At 61.5% G+C, this 15,640-nt stretch carries 17 protein-coding genes; 15 read left to right on the top strand and 2 right to left on the bottom strand.

Annotated features, from left to right (window positions below; genetic code table 11):
• The first annotated feature begins 95 nt into the window (after window positions 1-95).
• From KQI82_RS02365 to aspS, 10 genes are all read left to right on the top strand, one after another.
• Entirely contained in the window at window positions 96-1,061 is a 966-nt protein-coding gene (locus KQI82_RS02365; RefSeq protein WP_216558185.1) for an S-layer homology domain-containing protein, read from the top strand.
• Window positions 1,062-1,119: 58 nt separating this feature from the next.
• The gene (gene mscL, locus KQI82_RS02360) at window positions 1,120-1,554 is read left to right on the top strand and encodes a large-conductance mechanosensitive channel protein MscL (RefSeq protein WP_216558183.1); all 435 of its coding nucleotides are present in this window, start codon (window positions 1,120-1,122) and stop codon (window positions 1,552-1,554) included.
• A complete protein-coding gene (gene rsmG / locus KQI82_RS02355; RefSeq protein WP_216558180.1) occupies window positions 1,551-2,246 on the top strand; it encodes a 16S rRNA (guanine(527)-N(7))-methyltransferase RsmG in 696 nt (231 codons plus the stop codon). Before mscL ends, rsmG begins: the two co-directional genes overlap by 4 nt.
• Window positions 2,247-2,348: 102 nt before the next feature.
• Window positions 2,349-3,095 (top strand): septum site-determining protein MinD, encoded by a 747-nt coding sequence (gene minD / locus KQI82_RS02350; protein WP_216558177.1) that lies wholly within the window; start codon window positions 2,349-2,351, stop codon window positions 3,093-3,095.
• An 18-nt stretch (window positions 3,096-3,113) separates the two neighbouring features.
• The gene (locus tag KQI82_RS02345; protein WP_216558174.1) at window positions 3,114-3,530 is read left to right on the top strand and encodes a methylglyoxal synthase; all 417 of its coding nucleotides are present in this window, start codon (window positions 3,114-3,116) and stop codon (window positions 3,528-3,530) included.
• A gap of 329 nt (window positions 3,531-3,859) precedes the next feature.
• The gene (hisS, locus tag KQI82_RS02340) at window positions 3,860-5,215 is read left to right on the top strand and encodes a histidine--tRNA ligase (RefSeq protein ID WP_216558171.1); all 1,356 of its coding nucleotides are present in this window, start codon (window positions 3,860-3,862) and stop codon (window positions 5,213-5,215) included.
• An 85-nt stretch (window positions 5,216-5,300) separates the two neighbouring features.
• On the top strand, window positions 5,301-6,560 hold the full coding sequence (locus KQI82_RS02335; protein ID WP_216558169.1) for an S-layer homology domain-containing protein: 1,260 nt from the start codon (window positions 5,301-5,303) through the stop codon (window positions 6,558-6,560).
• An 84-nt stretch (window positions 6,561-6,644) separates the two neighbouring features.
• The gene (locus KQI82_RS02330) at window positions 6,645-7,859 is read left to right on the top strand and encodes an S-layer homology domain-containing protein (RefSeq protein WP_216558167.1); all 1,215 of its coding nucleotides are present in this window, start codon (window positions 6,645-6,647) and stop codon (window positions 7,857-7,859) included.
• Between the two features lie 65 nt (window positions 7,860-7,924).
• On the top strand, window positions 7,925-9,112 hold the full coding sequence (locus tag KQI82_RS02325) for an S-layer homology domain-containing protein (RefSeq protein ID WP_216558165.1): 1,188 nt from the start codon (window positions 7,925-7,927) through the stop codon (window positions 9,110-9,112).
• Window positions 9,113-9,156: 44 nt separating this feature from the next.
• The gene (gene aspS / locus KQI82_RS02320; protein ID WP_216558162.1) at window positions 9,157-10,932 is read left to right on the top strand and encodes an aspartate--tRNA ligase; all 1,776 of its coding nucleotides are present in this window, start codon (window positions 9,157-9,159) and stop codon (window positions 10,930-10,932) included.
• Window positions 10,933-10,955: 23 nt separating this feature from the next.
• Here aspS and KQI82_RS02315 read toward each other — a convergent pair whose 3' ends face one another.
• Window positions 10,956-11,102, bottom strand: a complete 147-nt coding sequence (locus tag KQI82_RS02315) for a hypothetical protein (protein WP_216558160.1) — start codon at window positions 11,100-11,102, stop codon at window positions 10,956-10,958.
• A gap of 89 nt (window positions 11,103-11,191) precedes the next feature.
• On the opposite strand from KQI82_RS02315, the gene KQI82_RS02310 reads away from it, so the two are divergent.
• From KQI82_RS02310 to KQI82_RS02295, 4 genes are all read left to right on the top strand, one after another.
• A complete protein-coding gene (locus KQI82_RS02310) occupies window positions 11,192-11,413 on the top strand; it encodes a helix-turn-helix domain-containing protein (protein WP_216558157.1) in 222 nt (73 codons plus the stop codon).
• Window positions 11,414-11,714: 301 nt separating this feature from the next.
• On the top strand, window positions 11,715-12,881 hold the full coding sequence (locus tag KQI82_RS02305; RefSeq protein WP_216558154.1) for a glycoside hydrolase family 3 N-terminal domain-containing protein: 1,167 nt from the start codon (window positions 11,715-11,717) through the stop codon (window positions 12,879-12,881).
• A 104-nt stretch (window positions 12,882-12,985) separates the two neighbouring features.
• Complete coding sequence (locus KQI82_RS02300) at window positions 12,986-13,849, top strand: hypothetical protein (protein ID WP_216558151.1); 864 nt, start codon at window positions 12,986-12,988, stop codon at window positions 13,847-13,849.
• A 51-nt stretch (window positions 13,850-13,900) separates the two neighbouring features.
• Window positions 13,901-15,064: an alanyl-tRNA editing protein gene (locus tag KQI82_RS02295; protein WP_216558148.1), complete on the top strand. Its 1,164-nt coding sequence runs from the start codon at window positions 13,901-13,903 to the stop codon at window positions 15,062-15,064.
• 55 nt (window positions 15,065-15,119) lie between these two features.
• Here KQI82_RS02295 and KQI82_RS02290 read toward each other — a convergent pair whose 3' ends face one another.
• The gene (locus KQI82_RS02290) at window positions 15,120-15,365 is read right to left on the bottom strand and encodes a helix-turn-helix domain-containing protein (RefSeq protein WP_241426591.1); all 246 of its coding nucleotides are present in this window, start codon (window positions 15,363-15,365) and stop codon (window positions 15,120-15,122) included.
• Between the two features lie 97 nt (window positions 15,366-15,462).
• Here KQI82_RS02290 and KQI82_RS02285 point away from each other — a divergent pair, with 97 nt between their 5' ends.
• A complete protein-coding gene (locus KQI82_RS02285) occupies window positions 15,463-15,624 on the top strand; it encodes a hypothetical protein (protein ID WP_216558145.1) in 162 nt (53 codons plus the stop codon).
• Window positions 15,625-15,640 lie beyond the last annotated feature (16 nt).

Here is a 15,640-nt window from a genome sequence, read left to right as displayed (position 1 = left end):
TATTTGTATAGTCTCTTTTCTTCCGATTGCAATTTGTAGTTTTTTTGAGTCGTTTTCAGACGACAGGAGGGATCGAAACGATGCGGCGTTCACTTTTGGCAATTCTATTGGCTCTATTCCTGTCCACATCCTGTATCCCTTGTGCCGCAGCGGATACAGCGTTTTCCAAGACACGGGCGTACCCGGGCTTTTCCGACGTGGTGGAGGACGCGTGGTGCTATGACGCGGTGAAGCTCTGCTATGAGACAGGTCTTCTCAACGGCACCTCGACGGAGACCTTCTCCCCCAACTCGCCTCTGGCTATGGAGCAGCTGATGGTGCTTTCCGCCCGGCTGTATGACCTGCGAAAAGGTGGGGACGGAGTGCTGCCCCCGGCGCCTCAGGAACCCCGGGAGTACGTTCGGTTTTACGACCTGACCGGCACCCAGGTGGCCAACCTGGGCCAGGTCCTGTCCTACAGCTGGGCGAGCGGCGACTTTATGCTGACGGCGGAACTTCAAACGCCCTTCTCCCCCTATTTCCCCCTGCGCATCGAATTCGGCTTTGACGGCGACGGCTTTCGGTACAGCGGCAGCGGCCAGACCGGGCCGGACGGAAAAACCGTCTCCTTCCATCTGACACCGGACACGGATGCAAAATCCATGGCCATCCATCTCAACGCCTACAGCCGCTCCTGGCGAAATGCCCAGGCGGCCGGGGCTTGGGACCAGTGGTGGTTCCCGGCCGCCTTCTACATTGACTACCGGGAGAATCTGGATATTCTCTACAGCCCCCACTGGCTGGTCAGCTCTTTTGGGGACACCGCTTGGCGGGAGGATTTTGCCATGTGGCTCAGCTCCGTGGGCGGCGAGATGGAACAGCGGTGTACCGTGGACTCCCTGCCCGACGTACCCGGCGCACGCTACGACGCGGAGCAGACCGAGGCCATCCTCTCCCTATACCGGGCCGGTATTCTCAACGGGACGGACGCCGCCGGCACCTTTCGCGGCACCGCGCCCCTGACCCGCGCCCAGGCGGCCGTCATGCTGTCCCGGGTGCTGGAATCGTCACTGCGGATTTAAAAACTTGGAAGATTCCAAATCGTAGATTTTTTCTCTATATTTTAGGAGGGATTTATTTATGGCAAAAGGCAACGGATTTGTCGCCGAATTTAAGCAGTTCATCGCCCGGGGCAACGTATTGGACATGGCCGTCGGCGTCATCATCGGCGGCGCGTTCGGCAAAATCTCCACCTCGCTTGTCAACGACATCATCATGCCCGCCGTGTCCATGCTCACCGGCGGCGTGGATTTCAGCCAGTGGAAGATCGTGCTGAAGCAGGCGGTGGTGGAAAATGGCGAGGAGATTGCCGCTGCGGTCTCCATCAACTACGGCTCGTTCCTCTCCACCATCCTGGACTTTCTGATCATCGCCCTGGCTGTGTTCTGCCTGATCCGGGCCATCAACAAGTTCCACCGGAAAAAGGAAGAGGCCGCCCCTCCCGCCCCGCCGGCGCCCTCCGCCGAGGAGAAGCTTCTGACGGAGATCCGGGACCTGCTGAAAGCGTCCAAATGAGGGAGGCGCTGGTGCGGGGCCTCCGGGCGCTGGGCCTTCCCGAGGACTGCGCCCCCCGGTTGGAGCGCTATGGGGAGCTGCTGCTGAAGAAGAACGAGGTGATGAACCTCACCGCCATCACCGCCCCTGAGGATGTGGCACGGCTTCACTTTTTGGACAGTCTGGCCCTTTTGAACCTGACGGATTTTTCCGGCAAGTCCCTGGTGGACGTGGGGACCGGCGCGGGCTTTCCCGGCCTCCCCCTGCGAATCTGCCGCCCGGACATCCGATTGACGCTGCTGGACTCCTTGGGCAAGCGGATCACCTTTTTGCAGGAGGTCTGCGACGCCCTGGATCTGGAGGATGTGACCTGCGTCCATGGCCGGGCCGAGGAGTTTGCCTCCGCCCACCGGGAATCCTTTGACCTGGCCGCCTCCCGGGCCGTGGCGTCGCTGCCTATGCTCTGCGAGCTATGCCTGCCGCTGGTGCGCCCGGGCGGCGCCTTTCTGGCCATGAAGTCCGTGGACTGCGCCCAGGAGCTCTCCGCCGCCGCCAAAGCCATCAAGGTTCTGGGGGGCGAGGTGGAGGAGGTTCGGGATTATGAGGTGCCCGGCGCCGGCGTCACCCACCGTTTGATCTCCATCCGAAAGGTTTGCTCCACACCGCCCAAATACCCCAGGGCTTTCGCCAAGATCAAAAAAGCGCCGCTGTGACCGCCTTTTGACGATCTTACCTCCCTTCGGCAGGGATATAAATCAGAAATTTTTTCATTCGCAATCGATTTCCTGTTGCAAAGAAGGGAGTTTTCGCATAAAATGGGAGAAAGTATTGTTGTGGTGTCCGGCAAGGGCGGCACCGGGAAAACTTCATTCACCGCCAGTGTGGGTTCCGCGCTGTCCCTGCTTGGAAAGCGGGTGCTTTGCCTGGACTGCGACATCGGGCTGCGGAACCTGGATTTGGCCTTGGGCCTCACCGACCGGGCGCTGATGGATTTCACCGACGTGGCCCTGGGCCGCTGCACCCTGGAGGAGGCGGTGGTCCAGCATCCCCGGATGCCAAACCTCTATCTGCTGACCGCGCCCATGGGGATGGGGCGGCAGGTTTTGACCGGCGCGGACATGTACCGCCTGATCTCAAGGATCAACAAAACCTTTGACTACTGCCTCATCGACGCTCCCGCCGGGTTAGGCTCCGGTTTTCGCCTGGCCTCCTGCGCTGCGGACCGGGCCGTTGTGGTCACCACCACTGACGCCACCAGCCTTCGGGACGCCCAGCATACGGTCATGCTGTTGGACGGACAGTTTCCCCAGAACCGGCTGCACCTGGTGGTGAACCGGGTGCGCAGGAAGCTTCTCAAGGGGCTTCACGCCACCATCGACGACGCCATCGACACCGCCGGGCTGCCCCTTTTGGGCGTGGTGCCGGAGGACGACGCCCTGCCCATCTGCATGGGCCGGGGCATCCCCCTGATGCTCTCCGACTCCTCGCTGGCGGCCGCGGCCTATGGGAACATTGCAAAACGCATCACCGGGGCGCGGGTTCCGCTGATGCGGATCAAATAGAAAGGAGCGAACCATCCTATGAATATCGCCATCATGTCCCATGACAACAAAAAAGAGCTCATGGTTCAATTCTGCACCGCCTATGCCGGGATTCTGTCTCAGCACAGCCTATATGCCACCAGCACCACCGGAAACATGGTCTCTGAGTCCACGGGATTGAACATCCACTGTTTCCTCTCCTATGCCCACGGCGGAAGCCAGCAGATCGGGGCCCGCATCTCCTACAACGAGTTTGATATGGTGCTGTTTTTCAACGACCCCAACAGCGACGTCATGGCGGAGGATGTATCCTATATTTCCAGATTGTGCGATCAGAACAACATCCCCTTTGCCAGCAACATCGCCACCGCCGAGATGCTGGTGCTTGGTCTGGCCCGGGGCGATCTGGACTGGCGCACCATCGTCAATCCCGTCACAAAGCCGCTGAATATCTGAGCCTTGACTTTTGAGTCCAAACTGCCTAAAATAAAAAGGTATACTGCGCGGAAGCCGCAGGAGTACAATCCCACCGCCGCATCCAGAGAGGGGCGCGCTTTGCTGGAAGCGCCCTGCGGCAGGAGGTTGGAAAGACAGCGGCGGAGCAGGGGCGGAGACGCCCACGGCCCGCTCCCCGTACCAGGAGCCAAAAGGAAGCAGACAAGTCTGCTTCGAATTTGGGTGGCACCACGAAGCGACCGCTCGCTCTCGTCCCAAACTGCCGGGACGAGAGCGTTTTTTGTTGTCCCGCGCCGACGGACACTCATCTCAACTAAAGGAGCATCACTATGTCGAAAATGACACCAAGAACCCTCTCCGGCTTTATGGAGCTGCTTCCTCCCGCCCAGCAGCAGATGGAGCGCATGATGGAGGTGCTGCGGCACACCTATTCCCTCTACGGCTTCACGCCTTTGGACACTCCCGTCATCGAATCCTCCGAGGTACTGTTGGCCAAGGGCGGCGGCGAGACGGAAAAGCAGATCTACCGCTTCACCAAGGGCGACGCGGATTTGAGCCTGCGCTTTGACCTGACGGTCCCCCTGGCCAAGTATGTGGCGCTGCACTACAACGACCTGACCTTCCCCTTCCGCCGCTATCAGATCGGCAAGGTCTACCGGGGTGAGCGGGCCCAGCGGGGCCGGTTCCGGGAGTTCTACCAGGCGGACATTGACGTCATCGGCGACGGACAGCTCTCTATCCTCAACGAGGCGGAGATTCCCGCCATCATCTATAAGACCTTCTCCACCTTGGGACTCAGACGTTTCCAGATCCGGGTCAACAACCGCAAGATTCTGAACGGCTTCTATGAGATGCAGGGGCTCTCCGGGCGCTCCGGCGACATCATGCGCACGGTGGACAAGTTGGACAAAATCGGCGCGGAAAAAGTGGGCGCCATTCTGGTGGAGGACCTGGGCCTCTCCAAAGAGCAGTCCGCCGAAATCCTTTCTTTCATCTCCATCACCGGCAGCAGCAGGGAGGTGCTTTCCTCCCTCTCCGGCTATGCGGGCCGCAGCCCCCTCTTTGACGAGGGCCTCAACGAGCTGAACTCTGTGTCCTCCTCCCTGACATCTTTCGGCGTGCCGGCGGAGAACTTTGCCGTGGACCTCACCATTGCCCGGGGCCTGGACTACTACACCGGCACGGTCTACGAGACCACGCTGCTGGACCACCCGGAGATCGGCTCCGTCTGCTCCGGCGGCCGCTACGACAACTTAGCCGAGTTCTATACCGACAAAAAGCTGCCCGGCGTGGGCATCTCCATCGGCCTGACCCGCCTTTTCTACGTGCTTGGCGAGCAGAATATGCTCAACCCGGATTTGCCCACCGCGCCGGCCGACGTGCTCATCCTGCCCATGACCGAGGACCTGTCGGCGGCCATCGCCCTGGCTACCTCTTTGCGGGAGGCAGGCATCCGCACCCAGCTCCACTGCGAGCAGAAGAAGTTCAAGCAGAAGATCGGCTACGCCGACAAGTTAGGCATCCCCTACGTCATCTTCCTGGGCGAGGACGAAATCGCAGGCGGCATCGTGGCCTGCAAGGACATGGCCACCGGGGAGCAGACCAAGCTCTCCCCCGCTGACACCATCGCTCTTATCCGCGCCGGCCTGGCGGAGAAAAACAGCGGCGCGGTAATCCTGGGCTGAGCAGGTTATTCGTCAGCCACATATCGGAATTTTGAATCCAATTTGTAATATACTTTTCAAATAATACAAAGAGGAGTGGTGTTCAATGAAACCGACCCGCCTGGCCGCCTTTCTGCTGGCCCTGCTCTTAGGGGTTGCGCCGGCCCTGGCCTACCCGCAGAATGGACTGGTCCCCCAGCAGGAGACCTATGGATCAGGTTTCCCTGACGTGAAGGGCACCTGGTGTGAGTCCTACGTCCAAACGGTCTACGAGTCCAGCCTTATGGAGGGCAAGACCAAAACCTCCTTTGACTCCCGGGCGCTTTTGACCAACGCCCAGATCATCACCATCGGCGCCCGGCTCTACGACCTGCTCACCGGCGGCGACGGAGAGATTCCCCTGATCGCCGATGCCAGCTGGTATCTGACCTACTATAACAACATGGCTCCCCTGTTGGGCTATGAGAGCGGCAGCCAGATACTGGACATGGGCGTCTGGCCCCCAACGGAGGCCTGCTCCCGGATCAGTTTTGTCAACATCCTGTCCGTCGTGCTGAAGGCCGCTGGGGTAGAGCTGCCCGTGGTCAATGAGGTGGCGGCCATTCCGGATCTGAACCCCATGGAGGCCCTGGACGGGTATACCAACACCCTGGCCTTCTACAACGCCGGCATTTTGAACGGCAGTGACGCCTACGGCACCTTCCGGCCCCTGAGCAGTCTGACCCGGGGCGAGGCCGCCGCCATGCTGGCCCGGCTCATCGACCCGGCCCAGCGCCTCCGCTCTTCTCCGGCGCCCTTTGATTTCTGCAAAGACCTGATGGGCATGGAGGCGGAGACGGTGGTGTACTCGGTCAACGGCAAGGAGCTGGCCATGGACAAGTTTGCTCCCCTGCTGGCCCGGAACTTCTTTGCCGCCGCCCGCCTGGAGGACATTACCTTTGCCGGGGCCGCAGTGCCCGACGCCGTCACCTGTGCCCTGATGGACCTGCGGCACGCGGCCGCCCTCTCCGTCCTGGCCGAGATCCACGGCATCACCCTCTCCGCCGAGGCGAAGGCCACGGCCGCGTCCAACGCTATGGCCAAGGCCGGCTTTGCGGGACTGGACGAGCAGGCCTGGCTCTCCTGTGAACTTCAGGAGGCACTCGGCGGCGCGGTGGAATCCTACTACTGTGAAGCCTATGGCTACAACAGTCCCCTGTTCCACTCCGACGAGCCCGACGGCCTGAGCCGCCTGGCGGACGATCTGGAGGCGGTGGACGTCACCATCCAGTCCGCCGGCGTGATGGAGGGCCTGGACTGGGCCGCCATCGGTCAAAGGGCCAAGACCACCCCCTATGCGGAGTACCTGTTCCAGCGCGGAGTTTGATCTTTCCAAAGGGAGCTTTTCCCGGGAAGAATGATTCCGTATAGTATTATTGAGGTACTATATTACGATACGGAGAGTGATTTTATGAAAAAAGCACGTCTCACCGCGTTGATTCTGGCCCTTGTCCTTGCCATGAGCACGGTCAGCGCCTTTGCCTATTCCTCCAATGCGCTGCTGCCCAGGCAGAAGTCCTATGACAAGCCCTTTGCCGACGTGAAGGGCACCTGGTGCGAGTCCTACGTCCAGACGGTCTATGAGGCCGGGCTGATGCAGGGCAAAACCGCCTCTTCTTTTGACTCCCGCAGTCAGCTGACCAACGGCCAGATCGTGGTCATCTGTGCCCGGCTCCACAAGCTGCTCTCCGGCGGAGGCGACACCTGGGCCGCGGGGGAAACCTGGTACGCCCCCTATTACGACTACTTTGCCAGCGTGACCTACGGCGGATACTACACCGCCGCGGAGCTGAAGTCCGACCTCTATCCGCCGGAGGAGCCCTGTCCCCGGTACGCCTTTGTCTGGGCCCTGAGCGAGGCGCTCAGCAGCGCGGATGTGACGCTGCCCACGCTGAACCAGGTTTCCGTCCTGCCCGACACGATAGACCCGGACATCCTGAGCTTTTACAACGCGGGAATCGTCAACGGCAAAGACAAGTACGGCTCTTTCGATGAATTCGGCACCCTGACCCGTGGGGAGGCCGCCGCCATGCTGGCCCGGATCATCGACCCGGCCCAGCGCCTCACCTTCACACTGACGGCCTTTGACCTCTCCAGGGATGTGTTGGGCGTAAAGGGCGACACGGTGCTGGCCACGGTGCAGGACCTCAGCTACACCGCGGATCAGATTGCCTACGGCCTGGTCAACAACCTGATTGTGATGAAGCTGAGCGATGGCGTTCTTCCTCCCATGTCCATCGTTGCCGGGGAGTACGTCTGCTACGAGGCTTCCCTGACGCTGCTGGCCCGGCAGAAAGGCATCAGCCTCAGCACGGAGGAAATAAACGCGGCCAAAGAGGACGGGCGGCTGATGGCCGGCTATATGGGCGTCAGCCAGGCCGGCTGGGCCCAGGAGAACCAGGATTACCTGCTTTTGAGCGCGCTGAGCCAGTACTACTATGACCATTACGCCGCCTCGGCGGACGACATCAGTTATTTGGACCGTCTGCAGGCGGATCTCACCGCGCTGGAGGACTCGCTCACCGCTCAGTACACCGACGCGCTGAAGTCCCTGAGTGCAAGCGCGGTCTACCAGCGGGCGGCCGAGTCTCCCCTGCGCTACCTGTACAGCTATTTATTTGAGTGAGAACCTGACTCCGGGATACTTTTGCGGTGGAGAACCCCCGCGCCGCCAGTATAAAGGAGGGCTTTATGAAGCGGCTGAGCGCTCTTCTCATCATGCTGCTTTTGCTGCTGGGCACGGTCCCAGCCCCGGCCGCGGAGCAGTCCTGTCTGGTACCCCGGGGCCGCCCCTATGAAAACACCTTTTCCGACGTTCCCGACGGGCTCTGGTGCGCCCCTTATGTCCGCACCGTCTACGAGACCCGCCTCATGGAGGGCTTCACCCAGGACCGCTTCCTCCCGGGCGGCAATCTGACCAACGCACAGATCACCGTCGTCGCAGCCCGGCTCTACGACCTGCTCACCGGCGGCGATGGGGAGATTCCCGCCCCGGCGGATGGGGAGTCCTGGTACCGCGGCGCCTACGACCTGCTGGCGGATGCCGGTGTGCTGGCGCAAAACACCCCGGGTGAGCAGCATACCGGGCTTCTGTGGTACGATTTTCAGGCCGCGGATCCCTGCTTCCGCTTCTTTTTCGCGGCAGTGCTGTCCGCCACGGTCCGGGCCGCAGGCGCGGAGCTGCCCGCCCTCAATGAGGTGGAGCGGATCTATGACCTCACCGGCGAAGAAGAGGACTTTCCGGACATCCTGCGTTTTTATAACGCGGGCATCCTCAATGGCTGTGACCGCTACGGCGGCCTGCACGGCTCCAGCCGCCTGACCCGGGGCGAGGCCAGCGCCATGCTGAGCCGGATCGTCGACCCGGCTCAGCGCCTCACCTTCACCCTGCCTGGCTTGGACCTGTGCGCCGACGTGCTGTGCCTTGCGCCGGACAGCCCGGTGCTGACGGTGGGCGGCGAATCCTTTACCGCCCAGCAGTTTGCCTACGACCTGTGCCTGGGCCTGTCCCAGTCGGCCCGGCCGGAGGACGGCCTGGACTTTGGGGTGATACGCATGAAGCGCACCGTGGCGATCTCCCGGCTGGGCCGGGAGCAGGGACTCACCCCGGACAGCAGCGCTGAATATCTGCTGGAACACTGGGACGGCTATCTGGGGCTGAGCCGTTCCGCCTGGCAGTGGCAGGCGGAGCGCGACAGCTATTACGTCCCTTTGCTCCGCGCCTACGCCGAACGCTATGGGGACAAGCTTTACCTTGCAAAACTGGAGTCCGACCTGGACGCGCAATGTGCCCAGCTGACGGTAGGGTTCTCCGCCCAGTTTGAAGCGCTTGACTTGGACGCGCTCTATCAGCGGGCCAAAGAGCTGAACATTGGATAAACCGGCATTCAAATTGATTTACCAAACAGAAAGGAACTTTTGTTATGATGCAATCCAGAACCCATACCTGCGCCGAGCTGCGCCTTGGCGACGCGGGCAGGCAGGTGAAGATCGTCGGCTGGCTGGAAAACGTCCGTGAGGTGGGCGCGGAGCTGGCCTTTGCCGTGGTCCGCGACTTCTACGGCACCACCCAGGTGGTGGCCGAAAGCGCCGAGATGGTCAAAGAGCTCCACGCCATCAACAAGGAGTCCACCATCAGCGTGGAGGGCACGGTCCGGGAGCGCTCCAGCAAGAATGCAAAGCTGTCCACCGGCGAGATCGAGGTGGTGCCGGAGAAGATCGAAATCCTGGGCCGCTGCCGCTACAACGAGCTGCCCTTCCAGATCAACCACAGCCGTCAGGCCGATGAGGCGGTGCGCCTGAAATACCGCTATCTGGACCTGAGGAACCCGGAGGTGAAGAAGAACATCATCCTCCGCTGCCAGGTGGTGGCCGCGCTGCGCAAGGCCATGACCGACCATGGGTTTCTGGAGATCACCACCCCCATCCTGACCGCCTCCTCGCCGGAGGGCGCCCGGGACTACCTGGTGCCCGCCCGCAACCACCCCGGCAAGTTCTACGCCCTGCCCCAGGCGCCCCAGCAGTTTAAGCAGCTGCTGATGACCTCCGGCTTTGACCGCTACTTCCAGATCGCCCCCTGCTTCCGGGACGAGGACGCCCGGGCGGACCGCTCGCCGGGCGAGTTCTACCAGCTGGACATGGAGATGGCCTTCGCCACCCAGGACGACGTGTTCGCCGTCTGCGAGGACGTGCTGCCCCCCATCTTCGCCGAGTACGGGCTCTATAACCGGGCCTCCGCCGCGCCCTTTGTCCGCATCCCCTACACCGAGGCCATGGAGAAATACGGCTCCGACAAGCCGGACCTGCGCATCGACCTTCAGGTGCGGGATGTGACCTCCGTCTTGGGCGGCTGTGGCTTCGAGCCCTTCGCGAACGGCCTGGTGAAGGCCGTGGTGGTCAGCGATTTCAAGGAGACCCGCAAGTTCATCGACAAGACCCTTGCGGCCGTGGAGACCCAGTCCGGCGGCAAGGCCTACTGGTTCCGCCTGGATGAAAGCGGCGAGTTAGTGGGCGGCATCTCTAAGTTCGTCGCCCCCATCCGTGAGCAGGTGGTGTCCGCCCTGGGCCTGAAGGCCGGGGATTTCGTGGCCCTCTCCGCCGGCAAGCGGGACGCGGCGCTGAAGACCGCCGGCGTGCTGGTCAAGACCTTAGGCGCCGCCGTACCCGGCCATATGGACAAGGAGCAGTACAGCTTCTGCTGGATCGTGGACTTCCCCATGTACGAGATCGGCGACGAGTCCGGCGAGCTGGAGTTCTGCCACAATCCGTTCTCCATGCCCTCCGGCGGTCTGGATGTGCTCTTAAAGGCGGAGGCGGGAAAGGTCGATCCCCTGTCCATCACCGCCGACCAGTACGATCTGGTCTGCAACGGCGTGGAGCTCTCCTCCGGCGCGGTGCGCAACCACGACCCGGAGATCATGATCAAGGCCTTTGAGCTGGTGCGCCTGGGCGAGGACGACGTGAAGGCCAAGTTCCCCGCCATGTACAACGCCTTCTGCTACGGCGCGCCGCCCCACGCGGGCATCGCCCCCGGCGTGGACCGCATGGTCATGCTGCTTGCGGGCGAGGACTCCATCCGGGAGATCATCCCCTTCCCCATGAACAAGAACGCCCAGGATGTGATGATGAGCGCGCCCTCCGAGGTCAGCCAAAAGCAGCTCCAAGAGCTGCACATCGCGCTGGTGAAGACAGAAGAATAAGCAGACAAAAAAGAGAGGCCGGATTAAATCCGGTCTCTCTCTTCTTCTGTCAGCTCCACGGCCTCTGACAAAACCGCGTCTTCGCACCGCTTCTGCGCCTCGATCAACATGCGGATCGCCTGTTCAGATGAATACATAAGGTCCAGGTATAGCTTTTTGTAATCCGGCATACAATCACCTCCGATTGAATTATACGCATATTCTGCGTACAATTCAATACTCAGATTTTGCGTAAGCTATTATCTGTACAGGTGATTATATGAACTTAAGGATTCGCGATTTACGTGAAGATCATGATAAAACCCAAGCGGATTTGGCTGAGTATCTGGGCTGCAGCCAGCAGACCTATTCCCGATATGAAAACGGGAAGGTTCAGCCAACACCGGAGACTTTGGAAAAGCTTGCCTTATACTTTGGCACCAGTGTGGACTATCTCCTGGGTCTGACCGACGATCCCAGGCCTTATCCAAGAAAACGGTAAAAGACCGGACGCAAGTCCGGTCTCTTCTTTTTCCGTGAGGCTCTCTTGGTGGAATGGGTAAAACTGGAGGCCATACGCAAGGGAGCAGAGCGGCAGCGCAGCGGGTAGCGGGAAGAGAGGGCAAAAGCGGATCGTGCGGTTCTTTTCTCCCTTGTACCGGCTGCGGCACGCTCTCTCTTTTCTTGCAAGAGAGAAAAGAGAAAATGTGGGGCGCATTCATACCCATGACGGTTCCCTTTTTTCCTCCGTTGTGGTAGACTACTCTCAGAACCATCCGGCCAGGCCGGAGCAAGGAGGCCCTATGAACCGTCCTTTCCGCGCCGCTCTTGCGGCACTGTGTCTGATCGCCTGCGCCGGCTGCGGGACAAACGGCGCCGTCTCCGCCCCGCCGCCCCAGTCCTCCGCCTCTGCTTCAGAGGAGTCGCCCCCTCCCCCGCCGCCCACGCCGGAGGAGATAGAGGAGCGGCAATTGGAGGAGCTTCTCTCCTCCATGACCCTGGAGGAACAGGTGGGCCAGCTCTTTTTCGTCCGCTGCCCCGCATCGGACGCCGTGGAGGATGTGTCCGCCTGCCATCTGGGCGGCTACCTTCTCTTTGGCCGGGATTTTCAGGACAAGACCGCGGGCGACGTGGTCCAAACCGTCGCCTCCTATCAGGACGCGGCCCGGATTCCCCTGCTCATCGGCGTGGACGAGGAGGGCGGCACCGTGGTGCGCGTCAGTTCCAACCCCCATCTGCGCTCTTCTAAGTTTCCCTCCCCCCAAAAGCTCTATGCTTCCGGCGGCATGGAGGCCGTGACGGCCGGCACCCGCGAAAAGGACCTGCTGCTCTCCGCCCTTGGGATCAATGTGAACTTCTCCCCAGTGGCCGACGTATCCTTAAACCCCGGCGACTTCATCCATGACCGCTCCTTCGGTCAGGACGCTCCGGCCACGGCGGACTACGTGGCCGCGGTGGTCTCCCAGATGCGCTCCGACGGTATGGGCAGCGTCTTAAAGCACTTCCCCGGCTACGGGAACAACGTGGACACCCACACCGGCATCGCCGTGGATCAGCGGCCTCTGGAGGCTTTCCGGAACTCTGACTTTCTGCCCTTCTCCTCCGGCTTTGACGCCGGTGCGGGAGCTGTGCTGGTGAGCCACAACATCGTCACCTGTCTGGACGAAACCCTGCCCGCCTCGCTGTCCCCCGCCGTGCACCAGGCCCTGCGGGACCTGGGCTTCACGGGCGTGGCCATGACCGACGATCTGGCCATGGAGGCGGTGGCCGCCTACTCCCCCGGCGGCGCCGTGGCGGTGATGGCCCTTCAGGCGGGGAACGACATGGTGGTGACCACCGACTACCGGACCCAGATTCCCAAGGTCATTGAGGCGGTGGAGCGGGGCGAGCTGGACCGCTCGGCGGTGGAGGATGCCTGCCGCCGGGTGCTGCAATGGAAGCTTTCCCTTGGGCTTTTGAACTTTACCTGAAGCGCATCCGTCTAAAGTGTATGGCGTGCTTTTTGGAAGAGGCGCGCCGGATCGGAAAAGGAGTTTTGCCGTCGTTGGACGGCGCCGGAACAAGGAGGTTTTGCATGAAAGAAAAGCTTCTGCGCACTTGTCTTGTGCTGATGGCCGCTCTGGCCCTGCTCACCACCACCGCCCTTGCGGACATGGGGCCCAAGCCTCAGCTGCGGGTCCGTGTGGAGAATCCTCCGCAGGGGCTCTACTACCTGGATTTGATAGCCGAGGGCGGTTTGGACAGAACCCACCCCAATCTCTCTGACGAGGACCGTGCAGAGTTGGACGAGGGTCTGCTCCAGTCCCTTTTGGACGCGGTGCCCGACGGGTACCACGCCTGCCTTGCCCAAGGCACCATAGCGCCCATGTGGGGTGATCTCACCGCCCGGGAGGATGGCGTCCACTTTTTCAATTATGTGGGCGTACCCGCCGCCTACCGCATCCTCATCGTCACTGAAAGCGGCGAGAGCTGGGTCACCGGCCCCCTGACCCGCCCGGTGCTTCAGTCCTCCGTCTCCGTGGACTGGGCGGACAAATCCGTCTCCACGCCGCCGGTGTGGCTGGCCTACGTCCTTCAGTTCCTTGCCACCTTCCTCCCCACACTGGTTATCGAGGGTGTGGTGCTGCTCCTCTTTGGCCTTTCCTCAAAGAAGAACTGGAGGGTCTTTCTGCTGGTCAACCTGCTGACCCAGATCGGCGTGTTCTGCTCCCTGGGCCTCACCGCGCTGCGGGAGGGCGTGGGACTTGGCTACTATCTGCTGTTTATCCTTGTGGAGGTGGCGGTGCTCACGGTGGAGGCGCTGCTCTACCGCCGCTTCCTCACCGGGACCTCCCGGGGCCGGGCCACCGCCTACGGCGTCACGGCCAACCTCTGCTCCGCCGCCGTGGGCTGGCTGCTGGCCTATCCGGTCTGGAACGTACTCTCCGCCCTGTGCTGAGTTGTTCCAACATTTCGCCCCATGCAGGGGCTGCTGAAAGGATCGTTCGCCATGGAAACCGAAAAGCTGTATTACTCCGACCCCTTCCTTTGCCGCTTCACCGCCTCCGTCCTCTCCTGTGAGGCGTCAAAGGGCGGCTTTGCCGTCACGCTGGACCGCACCGCCTTCTACCCCGAGGGAGGGGGCCAGCCGGCGGATCACGGCATCCTGGGCACAGCCTCCGTCACGGACGTCCACGAAAGGGACGGCGTGATCGTCCACACTGTCGGCAGCCCCCTCCCGGTGGGAGGCAGCGTGGAGGGCGCGGTGGACTGGGAATGCCGCTTTGACCACATGCAGCAGCATTCCGGCGAGCACATCATCAGCGGTATTCTCTGCGGCCTGTACCACTGCGACAACGTGGGCTTCCACCTGGGCGCCGACACGGTCACCATCGACTACAACACGGATATGACCTGGGAGCAGGTGCTGGAGGCAGAGCGCAGAGCCAACGAGGTGATCTGGGCCGACGAGGCGGTGGAGATCGCCTACCCCTCTCCCAAGGAGCTCAGCGCCCTGGATTACCGCTCCAAAAAGGAGCTGACGGGCCAGGTGCGGATCGTCTCCTTCCCGGAGGCAGACTGCTGCGCCTGCTGCGGCACCCATGTGCTCCGCGCCGGGCAGGTGGGCCTCATCAAGGTCCTCTCCTGCCAGAAGTTCCGCCAGGGCGTCCGGCTGGAGATTCTCTGCGGCCGGCGGGCCCTGCGCTACCTGAGTGCGGTCTTTGAGCAGAACCGGGCGGTGGCCCAGGCCACCTCCGCCAAGCCCACGGAGACCGCCGCCGCGGTGGAGCGCCTCCTTGGTGAGCTCTCCGACGCCAAGGCCCGGACGGCCCATCTGGAGGAGAGCGTGTTCGCCTCCCTGGCCGACCAGCACCGGGGCGCGGGCGACGTGGTGCTCTGGGAGGAACCCATGAGGCCCGACGCGGTGCGCCGCCTCTGCGACGCCGTGGCCCAGACCTGCGGAGGCCGCTGTATGGTTTTCTCCGGCGAGGGGGAGCGCTACGCCTACGCCATCCTCTCCCCCGGCAGGGACATCCGGGAGTTTGTCAAGTCCCTCAACAGCGCCCTTCAGGGTCGGGGCGGCGGGCGGGACGGCTTCGCCCAGGGCAGCTTGGCCGCCGGGCGGAAGGCAATCGAAGCTTTCCTGGCCCAGGACGCGCTCTCCCGCGGCTGATCAAACAAAAAGGCGCCGGTGTGGTTTCACACCGGCGCCTTTCTCTTCTATTTTCTCATGGCGCCTCGTAGATCAACAATTCCTCTACCCTGCACTCCATGACGTAGCAGATCCTTGCCAGAATATCCAGGTCGATTTTGGATATGTCGCCCCGGTACCACTTGTCCACCACTTCAAAACGTGTGTGGATTGAATTGGCCAATTCATTTCTGGTCATGCCCCGCTGATCCATCAGCTGGTTCAGCCGCAGGGAGATTTTTCCGTACTGGCGGATGGACAAAATCGTTTGATTTTTCGTCATTATATCACCTCAAGTTTACCCTATCTATAAAGTAACCAATTGACAATTCCTCTTTACATAGTTACTATAGATATAGTAGTATATGGAGGTGATTTACATGGATTCTTATCGCCAGCAATATTACCATCTCCTGCACTGTATGGCCAAGGCCACAAGCGCGATGGACAAAGGCGACCTGATCCAGGCCAGGGAAGTGCTGATTCAGGCGCAGCAGGAGGCGGAAAGCCGGGTATTGAACGAACTACCGGAAGAGAGTTGAGCTCTTCCGGTAGTTT

Origin of the sequence: Dysosmobacter acutus, from assembly GCF_018919205.1 — a bacterium.
Taxonomy (GTDB): domain Bacteria; phylum Bacillota; class Clostridia; order Oscillospirales; family Oscillospiraceae; genus Oscillibacter; species Oscillibacter acutus.
This window is presented reverse-complemented; position numbering and strand designations above follow the sequence as displayed.